Raw genomic sequence first — 21,381 nt, 5'->3', positions numbered from 1 at the left:
TCAAGCGTTACCATAGGTCTCGAACAGGACGCCGGCCAGCGCATCCTTGGCCGAGGTTCCCGACCAGACAACGAACTGGAAGGCCTGGAAATAGCATTCGCAGGCTTCAAGCGCCGACGACAAAAGCACCTCGACCTGCTGGCTCGACGGTTCGACCCCGCCGGCGAGCAGCAGTGACTGGCGAAACATGATCGCGCCCTCCTGCTCCCAGAGATCGAAATGGCCAAACAGCATCTGCTCGTTGATCAGCGACAAAAGCCGCATCACTTCCAGCGCGCGGGCTTCCGGCACCTTGATGTCGAAAGCACAGGCCAGATGCAGCGCCTCGAAGTCCTCCATCCACGAGAAGGAGACGTGATAATCGGTCCAGCTGCCGGCAACCGAGATCGAGATTTCGTCATCGCCGGCCCGTTCGAAGGACCAGTCATTGTTATGGGCGACCTGCTCGATGACATCCACCGGATGGATTTCGCGGGAGAATTCGAGTTCGAGAAGTTCCATGGAATGCTTCCTGTGTTCAGGGGAGCGCCACACGCTCCGCGGGGCACACACGACGAACAATTTGTCTTGAACTCGGACGGCCAGGACTTCACGATACAAAGACCCCGGACCGGACCCCACCGCCCGGCCGCATGACCCTGCTCCGAATCATGCAACAAATTCAGTCTATTGATCGGGAGTCGCGTGAACAGCCTAATTTTTCGCACTGCGTCATCAGCATGTGGAAAGGCGCTGTCACAAAGATTCATGCATTGCCGGTAAACGATTCACGGCAAAGCACTTTTTCGGATTGTGCTTTGTGGAAAAGTTCAAATTTTATTTTTTTGCTTTGGGCTTTGCCGCAGCCGCAGGTGCGGCCTGTCCGGTCAATTCGGCAAGCCTGGCCTCGAGCGCGTCGATGCGGGCGGCCAGCCTGGTGTTTTCTTCGCGGGCCTTGGCAGCCATGTCGCGGGCAGCCTCGAACTCCTCGCGCTGCACCACATCCATGGTGTTGAGGATGCGCTCGGCCTGCCCCTTGAAGGCAGTCTCCACCTCGCGGCGCACGCCTTGTGCGGCACCCGCAGCATCGGTCATCAGCTTGGCGAATTCATCGAGAATGCGGTTTGGTCCGGTTGACATGGCAAATCCTCGCTTGCTCGAATTGACGTAGTGGCACTGCCTGCGGAATGCAAGAACGTTGAAGCTGGTGCGGCTTCATGTCGGACGCGATTTGGCTCACGGTCCGGCGGACAGATTGCTATTATCTCAAGTGGATTCTTGGAACGACGGTTGCCGTGACGGACAGTGCGGACTTGGAGAAGCGCTTTGCAGCACTCGATGCAGCACTCGCAAAGGGCATTTCGGATGCCGATGCGGGCCGGGTCAAGCCTGGCGACGAGGTGCTGGACAGGCTTGAAGCCAAATACAGGGCAATGGCAGAGAGAACCAAGTGAAGTTACTGGTCTTCGCAGACCAGCGGCCTAGTTTTCCTCACGACTTGCTCAGGCAAGAGTCACTCTCATTCAGGATCAACCAATGGCAACGCCCCCGCGCCGACCGACCAATCCGATGGAAGCCGCTGAAGCGGCCTTCAAGCCGGTCAAGAAACCCGCGCCTCCCATTCGCGAACCCTCCGCCGCACCAAACGTTCGCGAGCTTGTCTCGATCAGGATCGATCGCGCCGTGCTCGACCACTTCCAGGAAGATGGCCCCGGCTGGCAAGACAGGATCAACGATGCGCTCAGGCAATTGGTCGCCGGCAAGCCGCAGGGTTGAGCCCATTATCTCTGACGATCAGGCTGTCGTCACCTTGCCTTGACCCCGCCAAAACCCTGCCGCATGGTCCGCGCCCTAACGCGAGCCCTCCCAGGAGATCCTGTTGAACGACTATTTCCCGCTGCCGATGGCGTCGCTGTCCTTCCCCAACATCGACCCGATCCTGGTTCAGATCGGCCCGCTGGCTGTGCACTGGTACGGCATCGGCTATATCGTCGGCATCCTGTTCGCCTGGTGGTACGCCAAGCGGCTCGTCACCAACACAAGGCTGTGGCCTGATGGCGTCTTGCCGATGAAGCCGATCGACCTCGACGATTTCATCGTCTGGGCCGCCGTCGGCGTCGTGCTCGGCGGACGCACCGGCTATGTGCTTTTCTACGATTTAAAGCGCTATATCGACCACCCGCTCGACATCTTCGCCGTCTGGCAGGGCGGCATGTCGTTCCATGGCGGCCTGCTTGGCGTCATCCTCGCCATGACGCTGTTTTCCCTCAAGCGCGGCATCCGCACCTGGACGCTGTTCGACGTGGTGGCAGCCGGCGTGCCGGTCGGGCTCGGCCTCGTCCGCATCGCGAACTTCGTCAATGCCGAACTCTGGGGTCGCGTGACCGACGTGTCGTGGGGCGTCGTCTTCTGCAACGAGCGTCTCCAGCAGACCGTGGCGGGTTGTGTCGCGGGCCTGGAGCCTCGCCATCCGAGCCAGCTCTACGAAGCGCTGCTCGAGGGCGCGGTGCTGTTCCTGGTCCTGCGCTTCCTCACCCATTCGCGGCTGAAGCTGAAGACGCCGCGCTTTGTCGGCGGCGCCTTCATTTGCGGCTACGGCCTGTCACGCATCTTCGTCGAGTTCTTCCGCGAGCCCGACCAGCAGCTCGGCTACCTCCTCGGCGGCTGGCTCACCATGGGCATGGTGCTGTCGCTGCCGATGGTGCTGGCCGGCATCTGGGCGATGGCCACAGCCAAACCGGCGCCGCAACCACAGCCGGCATGACACGGCTGAAGACCCGCATCGTCGACCTGATCGGCGCGCTCGGCCCCCTCCCCGTCAACGAGTACATGGCGCTCTGCCTGTTCGATCCCAGCGACGGCTACTACACCACGCGCGAGCCGTTCGGCGCCGCCGGCGACTTCGTCACCGCACCCGAGATCAGCCAGATGTTCGGCGAACTCGTCGCCGTCTGGCTCTATCAGGCCTGGCTGGCGATCGGCCGACCCCTGCCGGTCACCATCGCGGAGATCGGGCCTGGCCGCGGCACGCTGATGAAGGACATGCTTCGCACCCTGACGCGGCTCGATCCGGCTATCGCCGCCGGAGCCTCCTTCGCTCTGGTCGAGACCAGTCCGCGGCTGACCGAAATCCAGAAGCAGACGCTTGCCGAAACTTCGGTTGAGCTCGGCTGGCACGAAACCATCGCCACACTACCGCAGGCGCCGTTGCTGATTGTCGGCAACGAATTGTTCGACGCTGTGCCGATCCGCCAGTTCATCCGCGCCGGCGCCGGCTGGCGCGAACGGGTGATCGGCCTCGATGTCTCAGACGAGTTGAGCTTCTTCGCCGGCGCCGGCTCGGTCGAGGCGATGCTGCTGCCGGAAGACGCCGCCGAGGCGCCACAAGGCTCTATTTTCGAAATAGCACCGGCCCGCGCGGCACTGATGGCGACCATTGCCGAACGCATAGCCGACCACGGCGGCGCCGGGCTGTTCCCTGATTACGGCCATCTCCAGCCCGGTTTCGGCGACACATTGCAGGCCGTGCGCAGGCACGCCCCAGAAGATGTGCTGGCCAATCCCGGCGAAGCCGATCTCACCGCCCATGTCGACTTCGCGGCACTGGCCGCCGTCGTGCGGGCGCATGGCCTCGATGTGGAATTGGCGACGCAGGGCGACTTTCTGCTTGGCATGGGATTGCTTGAGCGAGCTGGCCAGTTGGGCAGCCAGGCAAGCCAAGAGGCACGACAAACCATTGCCGATGCCGTCGAGCGCCTGGCCGGACCCGACGGCATGGGCACGCTGTTCAAAATCCTGAAAATCCTGCCGCATCAGCCAGTCTGACCCTCAGAGATCGTTACAAGCCGTCCCGCCATGTCGCTTGTGGTCGCATGCCTGCTTTTGGCCAATGCAAAGTCGACGCAGCAGCACTGTCGCAATCACTCGGCCGAACTTCGCCTTGACGAAAACGCCGGCGCGGACAACAAACCCATCCATGCTGAATCAGACCAAACCGGATCCTGTTCGCTCGCCGCTGCTGGAAGCGGCCAAGCCGCGAGGTATCCGCCATGGCTATTTCACCCGTATCGGCGGCGTCTCCGGCGGCATCTATCAGGGACTTAACATCGGCACCGGGTCGGATGACGATCAGATGCTGGTCGCCGAGAACCGCCGCCGCGTCGCTGCCTGGATGGGTGTGCCGGCCAGCCATCTCCTGACCGCGCATCAGGTCCACTCGCCCGATGTCGTTATTGCCAGGGAACCCTTTCCCGGCCCGCGGCCCAAGGCCGACGCCATCGTCACCGACCGGCCGGGCATCGCCATCGGCGCCTCGACGGCCGATTGCGGCCCGGTGCTGTTCGCCGATGCGCAAGCGCGCATCATTGGCGCTGCACACGCCGGCTGGAAGGGCGCTTTCACCGGTGTGCTTGAAAACACCATTGCCGCGATGGAAAGCCTCGGCGCCCGCCGTGAGCGCATCATTGCGGTTCTCGGTCCTTCGATCGGCCCCGACAATTACGAGGTCGGGCCGGAATTCGTCGCCCGTTTCGTCGAAGCCGATGCCGAAAACATCGGCTATTTCGCGCCTTCGGCCAATCCGGCGCATGCAATGTTCGATCTCAACCTCTATACGGTCGACCGGCTGAAGAAGGCTGGCGTGACCGCGCAGGGGCTTGGCCGCTGCACCTATGCCGAGGAGGATCTCTTCTTTTCCTACCGGCGCGCGACGCATCGCAAGGAACCGGACTACGGTCGGCAGGTTTCGGCAATTGTTTTGGAGAACGGATAATGGCGCTGCATTTCGAACGGTCGGAATTTGACGCCCGGCGTGACCGGTTGATGATCGAGATGACGGAAAAGAAGCTCGATGCTGTACTGCTTTTCGCCCAGGAGAGCATGTACTGGCTAACCGGCTACGACACGTTCGGCTTCTGTTTCTTCCAGTGCCTGGTTGTGAAGGCTGACGGCTCGATGGTGCTGCTCACCCGCTCGGCCGATTTGCGCCAGGCGCGCCACACATCGATCATCGACAACATCGTGCTGTGGACCGACCGCGACGGCGCCAACCCGGCGGTCGACCTGCGCAACCTGCTCAACGACCTCAATCTCCTCGGCGCCCGCATCGGCGTCGAATACGACACCCATGGCCTGACCGCCTTCAATGGCCGCCGCGTCGACGAGCAGCTGCAGACCTTCGGCCAGATCGCCGACGCCTCCGGTATTGTCGGCCGTCTGCGCCTGTTCAAGAGCCCGGCTGAAATCGCCAAGGCCGAAAAGGCCGCCAACCTTTCCGACGACGCGCTCGACGCGGCCCTGCCGCTGATCAAGCAGGGCGGCGACGAAGCGCTGATCCTTGCCGCCATGCAGGGCGCGGTGTTTGCCGGCGGCGGCGACTATCCGGCCAATGAATTCATCATCGGCTCGGGCATCGACGCGCTGCTCTGCCGCTACAAGGCCGGGCGCCGCAAGCTGACCAAGAACGATCAGCTGACGCTCGAATGGGCCGGCGTGTTCCATCACTATCACGCGCCGATGATGCGCACCGTGCTGACCGGCAAGGCGTCGAAGCGCCATCAGGAGCTGTTCGACGCCGCCCGCGCGGCTCTTCTGGCGGTCGAGAAGGCGATGACGCCCGGCAACACCTTCGGCGACGTCTTCGACGCGCATGCCCGCACGCTGGAGGCGCACAGCCTGACCAAGCATCGGTTGAACGCCTGCGGCTATTCCGTCGGCGCCCGCTTCACCCCGTCCTGGATGGATATGCCGATGTTCTACCAGGGCAATCCCGAGCCGATCGCGCCCAACATGACATTGTTCGCGCACATGATCATCATGGACTCCGAAACCGAGACGGCGATGACGCTTGGCCGCACCTACCTGACCACCGAATCCCAGCCGAAGCCGCTTTCACGCCATGATCTCGACTTGATCGTACAGTGAATCCATAATGGTTGGTCCACGCGGGGGCGTTCGCGACTAAGGAGTTTTCGGGCAGATGAGACGATCGCATGTGACGACCGTGTCATTGCTCGCAGCGCTTGTGCTGGCCGCTTGCACCAATGCCAAGGACGTCCTTGAGCCGTCCGCCATCACGCCGCCGGCAGCCTCGGCCCAACCGGCTCAGCCCTTGGCTGCCCCGGGCATCGCGCCCGCCGCCACACCAGCGCCGGTCGTCGGCGCCACGACACCCGCCAACCCCGCGCAGAGCGCCGCCGCTTTGTCGAAGACCCGGCTGCAGATCGCGCCGATCGTCGGCGCCTCCGTGGAAGCGGCAACGCCGCTGACGGCCGAACTGCAGACACGCGCCAAGCAGCGCGGCATCACCCTTGCCGGCAGCGCCGACCAAGCCGCCACCCATGTGCTGAAGGGCTACTTCTCGACGATGACGGAAGGCAAGGACACCACCGTTATCTATGTCTGGGACGTCTATGACCCCGCCGGCAACCGGCTACACCGCATCAATGGCCAGCAGAAGGCGCCCTCGGTCAATGCCGCCGAAGGCTGGCCCGCGGTTGCACCCGCTACCATGCAGGCGATCGCCGACCAGACGATCGACCAGTTCGCGGCCTGGCTCGGCGGCAGCGCCGGCTGATCCGCCTGTTACCGGCTTCCGTTCACTGTTGACGTTTTTGAGATTAGCCGGCGGATTCCCGTCAACGAGGCTTGCAATACCGGCACGGCTCGCTACAAGCCCGATTAAGAGGACCTCCCCATCCTTCGCCAGGAACGGTGCATGAAGCTTTTCGCGGGCAATTCCAACCGGGTGCTGGCCGAAGCGGTCGCCCGCTATCTCAATGTCCCGCTGGGCAAGGCCAGCGTCAGACGCTTCGCCGATCAGGAAATCTTCGTCGAAATCCAGGAAAACGTGCGCGGCGAGGATGTCTTCATCCTGCAGTCGACCTCGTTCCCGACCAACGATCATCTGATGGAACTGCTCATCATGATCGATGCCTTCATGCGCTCGTCGGCCAAGCGCATCACCGCGGTCATCCCATATTTCGGTTACGCCAGGCAGGATCGCCGGGCCTCGGGCCGCACACCGATCTCGGCCAAGCTGGTCGCCAACATGATCACCCGCGCCGGCGTCGACCGCGTCTTGACGCTCGACCTCCATGCCGGCCAGATCCAGGGTTTTTTCGACATTCCGACCGACAATCTGTTCTCGGTGCCGGTGATGGCCCGCGACGTGAAGGCAAAATACAAACAGCTTGCCAATGTCGTCGTCGTCTCGCCCGACATCGGCGGCGTGGTGCGCGCCCGCGCGCTCGCCAAACGCTTCGACGCACAACTGGCCATCGTCGACAAGCGCCGCGAACGTCCCGGTGAATCCGAAGTGATGAACATCATCGGCGCGGTCGCCGGCAAGGATTGCCTGCTGATCGACGACATCGTCGATTCCGGCGGCACGCTGTGCAATGCCGCCGATGCGCTGCTCGCCAACGGCGCTACCAGCGTCACCGCCTATATCACCCACGGCGTGCTGTCGGGCGGTGCGGTCGCCCGGATCAGCGGCTCGAAGCTGCAGGAACTGGTGATCACCGATTCCATCCAGCCGACGCAAGGCGTGCTCGACGCCCCGAATATCCGCGTCATCTCCATCGCCGACCTGATGGGCGAGGCGATTTCGCGCACAGCGACCGAAGAGTCCGTGTCGAGCCTGTTCGATTAATCCATGTTGCCCAAAAGCGTGCCCACGGGCCTAGCTCGGGGGTAATCTCGTTTTTGGAATCTGCCCCAAACCGTCGTGGAAGGAGCGCAGCTGATGCGCAATCGAATCAAGGCTGCAGGCATCGCAGGAATGCTTCTCGCAATCGGCATCGCCAGCGCGGCCTATGCGCCGACAATCGCTCCGGTTTCGACCGCGCAGGCGCAAACGGAATATCTTCCCACCGAAAAGGATTTCATCGGCAAATGGAGCATCGCAGGGTCCGCAATCCGGCCACCGCGTGATCTGAAAGAGCCGGCGAAGCCCGACCAGGAAGCGGCTGCGACCGAATTTCAGCAGACTGTGACCGCCTTTTATGGCGCCTTCGACTATCTGGAGATCACGGCGGACGGCCGCTACAATTTTCACCAACCGGGTGACCCGGCATCGGGGCCTTGCGTCTGGTGCGGGACATGGTCGTTCAAGAACGATTCCCTGTGGCTCGAACTGGACACGGCGCCTAGGCTCGACATCTACGCCGAGGGCGGCGACATGCAGATGACCTACACGGCCGAGCCTGAAGAGACGTCACGATACAAATGGCTTGTTTTCAGCTGGACCAAGGCTGATTGAACTGAGGGGTGAGGCGTTCTCGCGCACGCCAACCGAAGCATCGGTGTCAAGCCCGATCTCCTGAGGCGGGCAGTCAGTCCATGGTTGCATTGTGCGAGGAGTTCACCATGGCCATACTGCCCCTCCAATCAACGGAGGAGTAGCAGATGCGGCGTAGGACTTTGCTCGGGCTCGCGGTTTCCATCGCAGCCACCCTTTCAGCACCGGCGGCCTGGGCCGCCGATTTTCCGGACCGGACCATCACCATGGTTGTCCCCTTTTCCGCCGGTGGCTCGACGGATCTGGTCGCGCGCCTGGTCGCCAACAAGATGTCCGAAAAGCTCGGCCAGCAGATTGTCGTCGAAAATGTCGGCGGCGCCGGGGGCAGCATCGGCGCGGCCCAGGTCGCCCGGGCCGAACCGGACGGCTACACGATCCTGATGGGCACGGTCGCAACCCACGCGCTCAACCCGCTGATCCTGAAGACAAAGCCCTACGATGCGGAGAAGGATTTTGCGCCGATATCGTTGCTCGTGCTGGTGCCAAACGTCCTGGTCGTGAACCCTGAATTCCCTGCCAAGGACGTCAAGGAACTGATCGAGATGCTGAAGAAGGACCCGGACAAATATGCCTACGCCTCATCAGGCAATGGCACCCCGCTCCATCTCTCCGGCGAGCTTTTCAAGACGATGGCCGGCGTCAGTATGCAGCACATTCCCTACAAGGGCGCCGGACCGGCCTTGAACGACGTTATCGGCAATCAGGTGCCGATGATGTTCGACAACCTCCCCTCTTCATCGGGCCATATCAAGAGCGGGACGCTGAGAGCGCTTGGCGTCACCACCAAGGAGCGCGTTCCCTCCTTCCCCGACATACCGGCCATTGCCGAAACCATTCCCGGCTATGAAACCTACAGCTGGAACGCTCTGTTCGCGCCCGCAGGCACGCCGCCGGAGGTCGTCGCCGTTCTTCAGAAGGCGGCAGTTGAAGCCCTGAAAGACCCTGATGTGATCGCCCGCATGGCCCAGTTCAGCGCCTCGATCGTGGCCTCCACCCCGGAAGAGCTTGGAGTGCATGTGAAGGCCGAACTCGCCAAATGGGAACCGATCGTCAAGGCCAGCGGCGTTCAGCTGGACTAGGGCCTACGGCAAAGTACTGCGGGCTTTTCCTGGCGCTACGGCGCCGGGGCCTCAAGTCGAGGCTGAGCCCGCCGCATGCCTTCGTCGCGGGCGCCGCGCATATAGCCGCGCGGCGAGGCGCCGAGCATGCGCTTGAACATGGTTATGAATGCCGGCACGCTGTCATAACCGAGGTCGAGCGCCACCCTGGTGATCGGCTCGCCATCGGCGAGCCTGGGCAGGGCCGCAAACAGGCAGGCCTGCTGGCGCCAAGTCGACAAGGACAGTCCGGTCTGGCGCTGGAAGGCGCGGGTGAACGAACGGCGGCTCATGCCTGCGGCATCCGCCCACTCGTCGATCGTGGCGTGCGGCGAAGGTGCCGCGACAAAGCGTCGGCAGAGCGCCGCCAGCTTCGGGTCGGACGGGAACGGCAGCCCGAGCGGCCGTTCCGGCAAGGTCGGGATCTCGTGCAGCAACAGGTTCATGATCAGCCCGCCGCGGCCTTCCAGTTCGCCGCCTTGCGGCAGCTTTTCCGATTCGACGATCAGGCTGTGCATCAGCTCGGTGATGCCGACGACGCGCAAACCTTCCGGCAGGCCGGGGATAGCGCCCGGCATGACATAGACCGAGCGCATCGAGACATCGCCCAGCATTTCGACAGAATGCTCGGTGCCGGCCGGTATCCACATTGCGTGGTCGGGCGGCACCATCCAGCGCCCGTACCTGGTCGTCACCAGCACGACACCGACCAGCGCATGCAGCAGCTGGCTGCGGCTGTGGCGGTGTTGCGGCACGAGGTAACCGTCGGGATATTCGGTCGGCAAAGCCACCGCCGGCCCGGAAACCTCCTCCAGCCACTGCCAGCGGCTTTCGTGCAATCGGCCGAGATCGGCATTGCCGGCGCGGAAGATGTCCCTGCCATGTGGCATCGGCTATGGCCCACTTGCGAAACTATTGGACCAAACCACGAAAGAAGTCGCCTCGCAAGCGGCTTATAAGGCAGCCATCCCCAAGGCGCTCCGCAGGGGCGTCGCCCAAGCGCTTCAGACGAGCGTCCTTAAGGCGGTCCGCGGGAGCGGCCGCCAAGCCTGCCCGCGGGCAAACACCCGCCAAAAAGACCTCGGAGCCTGCCTTGACCGATACGACAGCCACCAGCATTGCACCGCAGCCAAGCGCCAGCCTCCCTTCAGCCCAGGTGACCGCCTTCACCGTCATTCTGGCGGTGAGCTTTTGCCACGGCATCAACGACATCATGCAATCGCTGCTGCCGGCGATCTATCCGCTGCTGAAAGAGAATTACGGTCTCGATTTCTGGCAGATCGGTCTTCTGACCTTCACCTTCCAGGTCACGGCGTCGCTGCTGCAGCCGGTCATCGGCATGATCACCGACAAGCGGCCAATGCCCTATTCGCTGCCCTACGGCATGGCGTCCTCGCTGATTGGCCTGATCGTTCTGGCCTATGCCGGCCACTATGCGCTGCTTCTGGTCGGCGCCTCGCTGATCGGAATCGGCTCGGCGATCTTCCATCCGGAATCCTCGCGCATTGCCCGCTTTGCCTCCGGCGGCCGCTTTGGCCTGGCGCAATCTTTGTTCCAGGTCGGCGGCAATTTCGGCCAGTCGATGGGGCCGCTGCTCGCTGCCTTCATCGTTGTGCCCTTCGGCCAGACCAGCATTTCATGGTTCGCCGTCGGGTCTCTGATCGGCATCATCGTTTTGTCGCGGGTCGGCGGCTGGTACAGCCGGATGCGCGCCGCGCAGGGCAATCGCAAGGCGGCAAGCTTCGTCTCCCCCTTCCCGCGCAAGAAGGTGATGGGAGCGCTGGCGGTGCTGACGCTGCTGGTGCTGACCAAGAACGCCTACATCGCCTCGCTCTCCAGCTACTACACCTTTTATTCCATCCATAAGTTCGGCGTGTCGGTGCAGATGAGCCAGGTCATGCTGTTCCTGTTCCTCGGCGCCTCGGCGCTGGGCATCCTGCTCGGCGGACCGTTCGGCGACCGCTACGGCCAGAAGGCGATGATCTGGTTCTCGATCGTCGGCGTGCTGCCGTTCACGCTGGCGCTGCCCTACGCCAATTTCGAATGGACGATGGTGCTGACGGTGCTGATCGGCCTGATCCTGTCCTCGGCCTTCTCCAACATCGTCGTGTTTGCGCAGGAGTTGGTGCCGGGACGTGTAGGCACCATCGCCGGGATCTTCTTCGGCTTCGCCTTCGGCATGGGCGGCATTGCAGCCGCCGTGCTCGGCGTCGTCGCCGACATGAAGGGCATCGATTTCGTCTTCCAGATCTGCTCGTATCTGCCGCTGCTCGGCCTGCTGACGGTGTTCCTGCCCAACATGAAGGAAGCCAGGAAGGCGCAAGCGGCGGCCAGATAAAACCGGTCGATTTTGCGGATTTGACGCAGGGCGCGGCATTGCTGCGCCCTCTGTGATTCTTTCACCATGCGCTGGTTGAAAAGCCTGCTAGAGATAGTCATCAACGAAGGCTTGGGGCCTTCGACGTCTCTGGGGGATGACATGCGCAAGATCGTATTGGCCGTATTGGGTGTGCTTCTTGTTACCTTGCCGGCGACGGCACGCATCGTTCCCTTTCCGCCGGGTTTCAAGACGCAGTCCGTCGAAACCAACGGCACCAAACTCTATGTGCGCGTTGGCGGCAAGGGTCCCGCCGTCGTGCTGCTGCACGGCTTTGCCGATACCGGAGACATGTGGGGCGCCGCGGCCATCGCCCTCGCAAAGGACCACACCGTCATCGTGCCGGACCTGCGCGGCATGGGTCTGTCGGCCCACCCGGAAGCGGGCTACGCCAAGAAGAACCAGGCCGTCGACATCGCCGGCGTGTTGGATGCCCTGAAGATCGACAAGGCAGATCTCGTCACCCACGACATCGGCAACATGGTCGGCTATGCGCTCGCCGCTCAGTATCCCAAGCGCATCACCAAATGGGTTATCATCGACGCGCCGCTGCCCGGCATAGGCGACTGGGAAAAGATCAAGCAAAGCCCGCTGCTTTGGCACTTCAACTTCCGCGGCCCTGATATGGAGCGGCTGGTCGCGGGGCGCGAGCGCATCTATCTCGACCGCTTCTACAACGAGTTGTCGGCTGACCCCAAGAAGATCGACGAGGCGACGCGCAGGCACTACGCCAAACTCTATGCCCGCCCGCATGCGATGCATGACGCCTTCGAGCAGTTCAAGGCGTTTGACCAGGACGCGATCGACAACCAGGCGATGCTTGCCGCCGGCGGCAAACTGACCATGCCGGTACTGGCTGTCGGCGGTGAAAAATCCGCTGGCACTACGCAGGCCGATCTCCTGCGGCTTGTTGCGACCGATGTCACGGGCGGCATCGTGCCCGCTTCCGGACACTGGATCATGGAGGAAAACCCCGACGACACCGTCAAACTGATCACTGGTTTTCTCGATAAATAGGCACTGTCCCGCTGACATTTCGACGAAAGCAAATGCACCCGCCCGGCGGCGGGTGCCTTGCCTATCCAACTGGACGATGTCTATTCAACTGAACGATTCTACGCCTTGAAGAACGCCAGCAGGTCGGCGTTGATCACATCGGCGTGCGTGGTCGCCATGCCGTGCGGAAAACCCTTGTAGACCTTGAGCTCGCCCTTTTTGAGGAGCTTGACAGCCAGCAGCGCGGAGTCGGTGATCGGAACGATCTGGTCGTCGTCGCCATGCATGACCAGCACCGGCACGTCGACGGCCTTCAGATCGTCGGTGAAGTCGGTTTCCGAGAACGCCTTGATGCAATCATAATGCGCCTTGGTGCCGCCCATCATGCCCTGGCGCCACCAATTCTCGACGACAGCCTGCGATACCTGGGCGCCGGGGCGGTTGAAGCCGTAGAACGGGCCGGCCGCAATATCGTGGAAAAACTGGGCGCGGTTGGCTGCCTGGGCGGAGCGGAAACCATCGAACACCTCGATCGGCAGGCCACCCGGATTGGCCGCCGTCTTCAGCATGATCGGCGGCACCGCGCCGAGCAGTGCGGCCTTGGCGACACGGCCACCGGAACCGTACTTCGCGACATAGCGGGCCACTTCGCCGCCACCGGTGGAATGGCCGACATGGATCGCGTCCTTGAGGTCGAGATGCGCCGCAAGCTCCGCGACATCAGCGGCGTAGGTGTCCATCTCGTTGCCGGTATCGGTCTGGGTGGAGCGGCCATGGCCGCGCCGGTCATGGGCAATGACGCGATAGCCCTTGGACAGGAAGAACAGCATCTGGGCGTCCCAGTCGTCGCTGCTCAGCGGCCAGCCGTGATGGAAGACGATGGGTTGTCCCGTTCCCCAATCCTTGTAGAAAATTTCGGTGCCGTCCTTGGTGGTGATCGTGCTGCTGCCGGGCTTGGTCATCTCGCTCTCCATTGATTGCTTCCGCGATAATCAATATCGCGATAACCATACGACTAGCGCAGGTCCAAATCCTTGTCTACAGAAAATATGTATCGCGATATCATTTTTCGTGGTACATATTGATGTGCTCAGTCGGCAAAGGAATGCCTCGTGCCTCTCCCGTTGGACAACCAGCTCTGCTTCACGCTTTACGCCACCAGCATGGCAATCAATCGCACCTACAAGCCCATGCTGGACGAGATGGGCATCACCTATCCGCAATATCTCGTGCTGAACGCACTTGCCGAAGCCGGCGGGATGTCGGTCGGCTCGATTGCGCACAGGCTCGCTTTGGAATCGAGCACCATCACGCCGCTGGTGAAGCGCATGGAACAGGCCGGTCTCGTCACCCGCCAGCGCAGCCAGACGGACGAGCGCCAAGTGCAGGTCGACCTGACGCCTGCCGGCCGCGCGCTGCTCGTCCAGTGCAACTGCCTCAACGAAACCCTGATCGAACGCTCGGGCATGACGATGGCTGATCTCGATGCCTTGAATCGGCGGATCCAGGCGCTGCGCGAAGCGTTGAGCAGCAAGCCGGACTAGCTGCCCTACAAACACGCCAGGCTTAATCCTTGCCGGCCAGCCAGCGCACGACGTTGCCCATCAGCTTGCCGTAGAGCGGCCATCCCAAAAAGTCCTGCGACAGCCAGTGTGGGCCGATGTCGGTCGCCCACGCGACGGTGCGGCCACGGCCATGCTCACGAACCGCAAGCAGCGGCCAGTCCGTGCCGCGATAATGGCAGGTCGCCAGAAGCTGGGACGAGCCGTCGCGCCTGAAATCGAGTTTGTTCATGCCGAGGATCGGCGGCAACGGACCCGCGACACCGGCAAGGATCGGATGCGACGCCTGAAGGATCGACGGCTGCAGGCCTTGCGGCACTTCCAGCCCGTCCGAGAATGGCAGGCAGCGCACGGGCAGCACGTCCTCGACCGGGGTGTCGTGGAAACGCGCCGTGCCGAACATGCCCTGGAACCCCATATAGCCTCCGGCCAGCATCAGCCCGCCGCCGCCTTCGACATAGGCCTTGAGGACGTCGAGGCGGTTGACGCCGATGCGCCCGGCGCGGGCCTCCGGCGTGACCAGCAAGGTCAGCGCGCCGACATCGGAGATCACCACCGCCTGGTATTCGGCCAGCGCGTCGAGGTCATACGGAAATTCGGCCGCACAGCGATCGCCACCGATCTGCGTCACCGCTATGCCCTCTGCGGCAAGGGCGGCATTGAAGGCCGTCGCGCCATTCACCCATGTCGCACTTGTCAGAACGTCGCCGCCGGCAGCGACCGACGTCGTCGCCGCGAAGGTCTCGCCTGCCAGCAAGAGTTTCATCGTCGCCCTCACGCTTTTCGACTGACAATTGAACGAGCGGGCGCCGGCTTGAACCGGCGCCCGCCGGGCCTTGGGAGGCTTAGAACTTAAACTCGGCCAGGTTTTCCGGCGTCACGATCTTGGCCGGGCCAAGGATCAGTTCGCCGCTGGCCCCGATCGTGTATTCGCCGAGCCTGCCCGCCGTGAACTTCTCACCTTCCTTGCCGGTGATCTTGCACTGCGCCAGCGCCTGGGCCGCCTGATAGGTCAGGTAGCCGAGATCGGTGACATTCCACCAGATATCCTGGGCAGCGCCATCCTTGATGTATTTCGAAATCAAAGTGGCCGGCGCAAGGCCGGTCAGCTTGACCTTGCCGATCATGCCGGCTTCCTCGAGTGCGCGCGCGGCCGCCGGAAGGCCAATGCCTGCCGGCACGATGATCACCTTGAGATCCGGAAACGCCTGCACCAGCGCCAAGGCCTGCTGCTGGTTGACCTGCTCGCTCTCCTCGCCATAGGCGACCTGCACCAGTTTCATCTTGGCGTATTTCGGCTCTGCCGCCATCTTCGCCTTCATGAAGTCGATCCAGGCGTTCTGGTTGGTCGCCGTCGGCGTCGACGACAGGATGGCGAACTCGCCTTCGCCGCCGCTGAGGTTGAATGCGCTTTCCAGCATCATTTCGGCCAGACTGTCGCCCTTCACCTGGTTCACGAACACCGCGCGCGCATCGGCCGCGACGTCGGAATCGTACGATATCACCCGGACGCCTTGCTGAACGGCGCGCTTCAGCGCAGGCGCAACCGCATTGGCGTCGTTGCCGGCGATAGCGATGACCCCGACCTTCTGCGACACCAGGCTGTTGATGAATTCGATCTGTGCCTCGGCCGTCGCCTGCGATGGGGCAACCTGGGTGGCGGTGCCGCCAATTTCCTTCGCAGCCTCCTCGGCGCCGCCGAAAGCCACCTTGAAGTAGGGATCGGTGTCGAGCTTGGGCAGGAAGCCGACCGTTACAGGTTCCTTGGCGCATTCCTGGCTGTATGCCAGCGAGGCCGGCGCAAGCAGAACCGCGGATGCGAGCAGGGCTATTCTAAACGCTTTCATTGTGTCTCCTCCGTCAGAATTCGGGCTTGAAGAAAGGGGCCCGAGATCACCCCTTGGTTTCGCGCAGGACGCGCGATCTTGACAGCCGCTCCTCCAGGGAGCGCCAGTAGTTGGAGACCAGCAGCGAGCCGATCAGGAGCAGGCCGATGATCATGCCTTGGGCGTCGCCGCCGATCTGGTTGAGCGCCAGCACGTTGCGGATGATGGCAATCAAGAGCAGCGCCAGCATGACGCCGGTGAGCCGCCCCTTGCCGCCAAAGACACTGACGCCGCCGAGCAGCACGATGGTGATGACGTCGAGCTCCATGCCGAGCGCATTGTTGGCACGGGCATTGGAAAGGCGCGCGGTGTAGACGATGCCGGCGATGGCCGCGACGACACCGGAGACGACGAATAGCCTCAGCACCATCTTGCGCGTGTCGATGCCGGAATAGCGCGCCACTTTCGGACTGCCGCCGAGCGCGTAGATGCGCTTGCCGGTCGGCGTCTTCTGCAGCACCACCGCGAAGATCGGCGCCAGCAGCAGGAACGGCACGATGGTCCACGGGATTTGTGTGCCCGGCAGATTGCTGATGCCGAAATCGACAACCGCCGGCGGCAATATGTTGACCGAACCGGTGCCGAGCAGGATGTAGCCAATGCCCCGATAGAGCGCCATGGTGCCGAGCGTCACCACCAGCGACTGCAACCCGAGGCCCGACACCAGATAGCCGTTGAAGGCGCCGAGCAGGCCGCCGAAGACGAGCGTCAGCGGAATGGCGGCCAGCGTCGGCACGCCAGCCTGGACAAGCAGGCCAAAAATCACGGATGTCAACGCCAGCACCGAGGCGATCGACAGGTCGATCTCACGGGTGATGATGAGCAGCGTCATCGGCAGGATCAGCAACGCCTTTTCCGAGGCGCTTGCGGCCAATTGCGAGAGGTTGAAGCCGGAGACGAAATTCGGCACGAAGACCGCCGCATAGATGAAGACGGCGAGGCAGGCGGTCGCCAGCAGCAGATCCCAGAAGTCGATCGAGCGGATAAACTTTCTCATCTCGCCCTCGCCTGTCTTGCCTGTTCGGCACGCCGCACGATGAAGGTGTCGATGCCGATGGCAACCAGGATCACCAGGCCATAGACGCCCTGCAGCCAGAGCGGGTCGACACGCACCAGCGTCAGCCCGTTCTTGATGACCAAGAGAGTGAGCGCGCCAAGGATGATGCCGAGCAGCGTGCCCGAGCCGCCGCGGATGGCGACGCCGCCGACCACCGCAGAGGCGATCACCGTGAGTTCGAAGCCGAGCGCGACGCGGGCATCGATGGTGGCGTAGCGCGAAGCCCACAGGGCGCCGCACAGGCCGCCTAGCAGGCCGGCCATGCCGAAGGCCAGCAGGATGCGCCGGTCGACCGGAATGCCGATCAGCCTTGCGCCGTCCGGGTTGGAACCGGTGGCAAACAGCTCGCGCCCGGTTGCGGTGCGATAGAGCAGCACATAGCCGGCGCACAGGATGACAATAGCGATGATGACGATCAGCGGCACGCCTGCGATCTTCAGCCCGGTCATGTCGAGCCAGGCTTGCGTGACTTCGTCGGCGCTGACCTGGTCGCCCGCCGCCCAGATCGAGTTGAAACCGCGGAAGATCGACATCGAAGCCAGCGTAACGACGATGGCCGGGATCTTTCCCCTGGTAACGACAAGGCCGTTGAGCAGTCCGGCAAAGCCGCCGACCGCGCAGGCGGTGATCAGGCCGATGCCGATGTCCAATCCGGGATAGGCCTGAACCATGCTGGCCGCCATATAGGCGGAGAGGCCGATCACAGCTGCGATCGACAGGTCGATGTTGCGGGTGATCAGCACCAGCATCTGCGCCAGTGCGGCGACAATCAGCAAGGCCGCGTCCATCGACACGGCGGTGAGGTTCGCCGCGCTCACCATGCGCGGGTTGATGATGGTGACCGGAATGGCGACGGCGAGCATCGCCGCAAGCAGGCCGAATTCCCGCCGCTTCAGAAAATCGAACGGTCCTTTTGCCTTTTCCTCCTCGGCGGCGCGTTCTATCTGCGCTGCCTGGCCGGCACGTTCATCGGTCCTGGTCGCCGCTTCCAGTACCTTTTCCTGCGTGGCTTGTCCGCGCGAAAACTCGGCAGTCTGGCGGCCTTCGCGCAGCACGATAATGCGGTCGCACATGCCGATCAGCTCGGGCATCTCTGACGAGATCAAAAGGATCGCCATGCCTTGCGCGGCAAGGTCAGCGATCATTGCATGCACTTCCGCCTTGGTACCGACATCGATGCCTTGCGTCGGCTCGTCGAGGATGAGCACGCGCGGCTCGGTGCGCAGCCACTTGGCCAGCACCACCTTCTGCTGGTTGCCGCCGGATAACTCTTTCACCGGCTGCCCGTAGCCGGAAAAGCGCAGCTTCATGCGCTTCAGCCAGTCCGCCACCAGACCGATGGCGCGGTCGGTGCCGTAGAGACCGCGTTGTGCGGCCTTGTCAAGAACAGGTAGCACCGCATTGTCGAGGATGGAGAAATCCATCACCAGGCTCTGGCCCATGCGATCTTCCGACACATAGGCGATGCGCGCATCCATGGCGTCGCGCGCCGAGGCGAACTGCACGGGCTTGCCGTCGATCAGGATTTCGCCGGCGTCGGGCCGGTCGATACCGAACAGCACGCGCGCAATCTCGGTGCGTCCGCTGCCGACCAGACCGCCAAGGCCGAGCACCTCGCCGGCGTGAAGCTTGAGGTCGATATCGGCAAACCCGCCGGCGCGCGAAAGTCCCTTCCCCTCCAGCACCAGCGCGTCTGAGGCATGGCGCCGTTCGGGATAGAGGTCGGTGACTTCGCGGCCGACCATCATGCTGATGGCGGCAGCGCGGCCAAGCTCGGCTTTCGGCTTGACGCCGATCAGGCGCCCGTCACGCAGCACCGCGATGCGGTCGGCGATGCGGAAGATTTCATCCATGCGGTGGCCGACGAACATCATCGCCACGCCGTGCAGCCTGAGATCGGCAACGACGGAAAACAGCCGCTCGACCTCGCGTTGCGACAATGCGGCCGTGGGCTCGTCCATGATCAGCACGCGGGCATCCAGCGACAGCGCGCGGGCGATCTCGACCAGTTGTTGTTCAGAGGTGCGCAGTGTTCCCAGCCGCGTTGCCGCCGGCACGTCGAGCCCGACGGTGGCCAGCACCTTGCGGGCGCCGGCCAGCATGGCGGCATTGTCGATGCCGCCGAAGCGGTCGCGCGGCATGTGGCCGAGATAGATGTTCTCCGCCACCGACAGATCGGGAAACAGGCCAGGATGCTGGTGCATGACCGCAATGCCGGCCGCCTGCGCGTCGTGCGGCGAATGGAAGACGGCTGATTTGCCGTCAACCTCGACATGACCGCTGGTGGGAGAATGCACGCCGGCCAGAAGCTTCACGCAGGTGCTCTTGCCGGCGCCGTTTTCGCCAAGCAGCGCCAGCACCTCGCCGGAGCGCAATTCGAAGGAGGCGTCCTTGAGCGCAATCGTGCCGCCGAAAGCCTTCGTCGCCTGAACCAGGGCAACAGGAACAGCCCGCACCACCGCAGAGTCGGCTTCGCTTTGTGTGCCCGAGTGCAGCACGTCTCCTCCCTGACTAGTTATTTTTTCAATTTGCTATATTAAATAGCGCAAAGGCGCAACGGCAAAATTGACTTCCATGGTTCCGACGCGCACTGTCGCCGCCAACATAGGCACCGCAGGGTGCGCTCGGCCGCAGGTGGTTTGCGGGCTTCGCGCCGGGAACGGGACATTTGGGGAGTGTGCGGGTTTTGTCAGGGAGAGGCAGCAATTCTGTCAAAGTTCGGCACTATAATGAGCGTTTCGTGCTCGACGCCATCCGTCGCCTCAAGGAAGCCTCCAAGTCCGATCTGGCGCGCGCGGCAAGCCTGACGCCGGCGGCCGTCGCTGCCATCGTCGACGGCCTGGAATCTTCCGGATTCGTAAAGCAAGTGGGAAAAAGGTTCGGGCAGCGCGGTTCGCCCTCCACGCTGTACCGGCTGACGCCGGAGCGCATCTACAGCGTCGGCATCAAGATCGGCCGGCGTGCGCTTGAAGCCGTTCTGGTCGACTTCGCCGGTGAAATCCGCGCAAGAGAGTCGCACGAATACCGCTTCCCCGATCCTGATTTGGTGCTGAAGGCCGGCAACATGGCGCTGGCCACCTTCGAAAAGCTGGTGGATGGGCTTGGCGATGCCAGCATCGTCGGCGTCGGCATTGCCTCACCCTATTTCCTCGGCGGCTGGAGCGAGGAACTCGGCTTTCCCGACGATCTCGGCAGCCGCTGGGAGGCGATCGACCTGACGACATGCTTTGCCACGCCGGCGAAGACGCCGGTGTTCGTGGAAAACGACGCCACGTCGGCGGCGCTGGCCGAACTTGTCCAGGGCGCCGGCGCCCGCTTTCGCGATTTCATGCACATCTCGATCGACACTTTTGTCGGCGGCGGCCTGGTGCAAGGCGGCAGGGTCCATACCGGGCCGCATGGCAACAGCGCTGCCCTCGGACCCTTGCCGGTCTCGCCCTCAAGCCTCGATTCGGTGGCGGCGAAGCCTGCGCGCTACCAGAGCTTGCTGCATCGCGCCTCGATCTATGTGCTGGTCAATCACCTGAGGTCGCGCGGCGTGGTGATCAATCGTGTGCGGGAACTCGATCCGTTGCCAGCCGAAGCGCGCGTGCCGCTGTTCGAATGGATCGACGATTGTGCGAGCGCGCTGGTCGAGGCGATCATCGCCATCACCTCCATCATCGACATCGAGGCCATCGTTCTCGACTCGATCCTGCCCAGGCCGATCCATCTCGAACTGCTGGCAAGGGTGCAGACCCAGTTCAACCAGGCCAGCGCAATCGGCATCGTGGCGCCGGAGATCGTGTCGGGGCAATTCGGCCCTGAGGCCTCCTCGATCGGCGCTGCCATGCTGCCGTTCTCGGCGCTGCTGGCGCCCGACAGCGGCGTGCTCATGATCGGCAAGGACCGGACGAAACTGCTGAGCGCTCTGTCCACGCTCGGTGGCGCCAAGGGAAACGGATCAAATCCGTTCACCGACCTGCCGGCCTGAGCGCAATGCGGCGCGCCCAACGCAGGCATCGGCCGCCCTTGCCCGCCATGGCTTGCACGCCTGCCCGCCTTCCGCTATAGAGCCGCCACCCGCGTAGACACCCTTGGAGGCAACGCGGCGGAAGGCTGCCTTCCCTTGTGATTCCGAACAAAGCT

The 21,381-nt window shown here is 63.1% G+C and carries 22 protein-coding genes; 14 read left to right on the top strand and 8 right to left on the bottom strand.

The window, feature by feature from the left end:
* Positions 1 to 501 carry a type III secretion system chaperone family protein gene (locus NKI35_RS15270; RefSeq protein ID WP_006202532.1) on the bottom strand — a complete coding sequence of 167 codons (501 nt, stop codon included), beginning with the start codon at positions 499 to 501 and terminating at the stop codon, positions 1 to 3.
* A gap of 315 nt (positions 502 to 816) precedes the next feature.
* A complete protein-coding gene (locus tag NKI35_RS15265) occupies positions 817 to 1,119 on the bottom strand; it encodes an accessory factor UbiK family protein (protein WP_023711152.1) in 303 nt (100 codons plus the stop codon).
* Between the two features lie 155 nt (positions 1,120 to 1,274).
* Between NKI35_RS15265 and NKI35_RS15260 the strand changes: the two genes are divergently transcribed.
* From NKI35_RS15260 to NKI35_RS15215, 10 genes are all read left to right on the top strand, one after another.
* Entirely contained in the window at positions 1,275 to 1,433 is a 159-nt protein-coding gene (locus tag NKI35_RS15260; protein ID WP_245259839.1) for a hypothetical protein, read from the top strand.
* A gap of 82 nt (positions 1,434 to 1,515) precedes the next feature.
* Entirely contained in the window at positions 1,516 to 1,755 is a 240-nt protein-coding gene (locus NKI35_RS15255) for a BrnA antitoxin family protein (RefSeq protein WP_023683720.1), read from the top strand.
* 103 nt (positions 1,756 to 1,858) lie between these two features.
* A complete protein-coding gene (gene lgt / locus NKI35_RS15250; RefSeq protein WP_023672032.1) occupies positions 1,859 to 2,743 on the top strand; it encodes a prolipoprotein diacylglyceryl transferase in 885 nt (294 codons plus the stop codon).
* Entirely contained in the window at positions 2,740 to 3,804 is a 1,065-nt protein-coding gene (locus tag NKI35_RS15245; protein WP_352521345.1) for a class I SAM-dependent methyltransferase, read from the top strand. The genes lgt and NKI35_RS15245 overlap by 4 nt, the downstream gene beginning before the upstream one ends.
* 151 nt (positions 3,805 to 3,955) lie before the next feature.
* Complete coding sequence (gene pgeF / locus NKI35_RS15240; RefSeq protein ID WP_023695793.1) at positions 3,956 to 4,750, top strand: peptidoglycan editing factor PgeF; 795 nt, start codon at positions 3,956 to 3,958, stop codon at positions 4,748 to 4,750.
* Entirely contained in the window at positions 4,750 to 5,901 is a 1,152-nt protein-coding gene (locus tag NKI35_RS15235; protein ID WP_023683716.1) for a M24 family metallopeptidase, read from the top strand. Before pgeF ends, NKI35_RS15235 begins: the two co-directional genes overlap by 1 nt.
* Positions 5,902 to 5,956: 55 nt before the next feature.
* Positions 5,957 to 6,553 carry a hypothetical protein gene (locus NKI35_RS15230; RefSeq protein ID WP_023713943.1) on the top strand — a complete coding sequence of 199 codons (597 nt, stop codon included), beginning with the start codon at positions 5,957 to 5,959 and terminating at the stop codon, positions 6,551 to 6,553.
* Between the two features lie 141 nt (positions 6,554 to 6,694).
* Positions 6,695 to 7,630 (top strand): ribose-phosphate pyrophosphokinase, encoded by a 936-nt coding sequence (locus NKI35_RS15225; protein WP_023686119.1) that lies wholly within the window; start codon positions 6,695 to 6,697, stop codon positions 7,628 to 7,630.
* A gap of 93 nt (positions 7,631 to 7,723) precedes the next feature.
* Positions 7,724 to 8,239, top strand: a complete 516-nt coding sequence (locus tag NKI35_RS15220; RefSeq protein ID WP_352459853.1) for a hypothetical protein — start codon at positions 7,724 to 7,726, stop codon at positions 8,237 to 8,239.
* Positions 8,240 to 8,385: 146 nt separating this feature from the next.
* Complete coding sequence (locus NKI35_RS15215) at positions 8,386 to 9,357, top strand: Bug family tripartite tricarboxylate transporter substrate binding protein (RefSeq protein ID WP_023683714.1); 972 nt, start codon at positions 8,386 to 8,388, stop codon at positions 9,355 to 9,357.
* 35 nt (positions 9,358 to 9,392) lie between these two features.
* On the opposite strand, the gene NKI35_RS15210 is transcribed toward NKI35_RS15215, so the two are convergent.
* Complete coding sequence (locus NKI35_RS15210; RefSeq protein WP_023733350.1) at positions 9,393 to 10,265, bottom strand: AraC family transcriptional regulator; 873 nt, start codon at positions 10,263 to 10,265, stop codon at positions 9,393 to 9,395.
* A 203-nt stretch (positions 10,266 to 10,468) separates the two neighbouring features.
* Between NKI35_RS15210 and NKI35_RS15205 the strand changes: the two genes are divergently transcribed.
* Together NKI35_RS15205 and NKI35_RS15200 are read left to right on the top strand one after the other, a co-directional pair.
* The gene (locus NKI35_RS15205) at positions 10,469 to 11,713 is read left to right on the top strand and encodes an MFS transporter (protein WP_352740700.1); all 1,245 of its coding nucleotides are present in this window, start codon (positions 10,469 to 10,471) and stop codon (positions 11,711 to 11,713) included.
* Between the two features lie 141 nt (positions 11,714 to 11,854).
* Entirely contained in the window at positions 11,855 to 12,769 is a 915-nt protein-coding gene (locus tag NKI35_RS15200) for an alpha/beta fold hydrolase (RefSeq protein WP_023817450.1), read from the top strand.
* A gap of 98 nt (positions 12,770 to 12,867) precedes the next feature.
* On the opposite strand, the gene NKI35_RS15195 is transcribed toward NKI35_RS15200, so the two are convergent.
* Positions 12,868 to 13,710: an alpha/beta fold hydrolase gene (locus tag NKI35_RS15195; RefSeq protein WP_352740698.1), complete on the bottom strand. Its 843-nt coding sequence runs from the start codon at positions 13,708 to 13,710 to the stop codon at positions 12,868 to 12,870.
* A 150-nt stretch (positions 13,711 to 13,860) separates the two neighbouring features.
* On the opposite strand from NKI35_RS15195, the gene NKI35_RS15190 reads away from it, so the two are divergent.
* Positions 13,861 to 14,292: a MarR family winged helix-turn-helix transcriptional regulator gene (locus NKI35_RS15190; RefSeq protein ID WP_023670043.1), complete on the top strand. Its 432-nt coding sequence runs from the start codon at positions 13,861 to 13,863 to the stop codon at positions 14,290 to 14,292.
* Positions 14,293 to 14,314: 22 nt separating this feature from the next.
* On the opposite strand, the gene NKI35_RS15185 is transcribed toward NKI35_RS15190, so the two are convergent.
* The 4 genes from NKI35_RS15185 to NKI35_RS15170 all read right to left on the bottom strand — a co-directional run bounded on the left by NKI35_RS15185 (position 14,315) and on the right by NKI35_RS15170 (position 19,751).
* Positions 14,315 to 15,076 carry a glutamine amidotransferase gene (locus tag NKI35_RS15185; protein WP_023695801.1) on the bottom strand — a complete coding sequence of 254 codons (762 nt, stop codon included), beginning with the start codon at positions 15,074 to 15,076 and terminating at the stop codon, positions 14,315 to 14,317.
* Between the two features lie 79 nt (positions 15,077 to 15,155).
* Complete coding sequence (locus NKI35_RS15180; RefSeq protein WP_023701576.1) at positions 15,156 to 16,157, bottom strand: rhamnose ABC transporter substrate-binding protein; 1,002 nt, start codon at positions 16,155 to 16,157, stop codon at positions 15,156 to 15,158.
* 46 nt (positions 16,158 to 16,203) lie between these two features.
* Complete coding sequence (locus NKI35_RS15175; RefSeq protein ID WP_352740696.1) at positions 16,204 to 17,193, bottom strand: ABC transporter permease; 990 nt, start codon at positions 17,191 to 17,193, stop codon at positions 16,204 to 16,206.
* Positions 17,190 to 19,751 carry an ATP-binding cassette domain-containing protein gene (locus NKI35_RS15170; protein WP_352740694.1) on the bottom strand — a complete coding sequence of 854 codons (2,562 nt, stop codon included), beginning with the start codon at positions 19,749 to 19,751 and terminating at the stop codon, positions 17,190 to 17,192. Before NKI35_RS15170 ends, NKI35_RS15175 begins: the two co-directional genes overlap by 4 nt.
* Positions 19,752 to 19,993: 242 nt before the next feature.
* Here NKI35_RS15170 and NKI35_RS15165 point away from each other — a divergent pair, with 242 nt between their 5' ends.
* Positions 19,994 to 21,226, top strand: coding sequence for an ROK family transcriptional regulator (locus NKI35_RS15165; protein ID WP_352740692.1), 1,233 nt, complete (start codon positions 19,994 to 19,996; stop codon positions 21,224 to 21,226).
* Positions 21,227 to 21,381: the final 155 nt, after the last annotated feature.

The organism is Mesorhizobium sp. M0676, assembly GCF_040320535.1.
GTDB lineage: Bacteria > Pseudomonadota > Alphaproteobacteria > Rhizobiales > Rhizobiaceae > Mesorhizobium.
The sequence above is the reverse complement of the archived record's forward strand: the minus strand, read 5'-3'. Positions and strand labels throughout refer to the sequence as shown.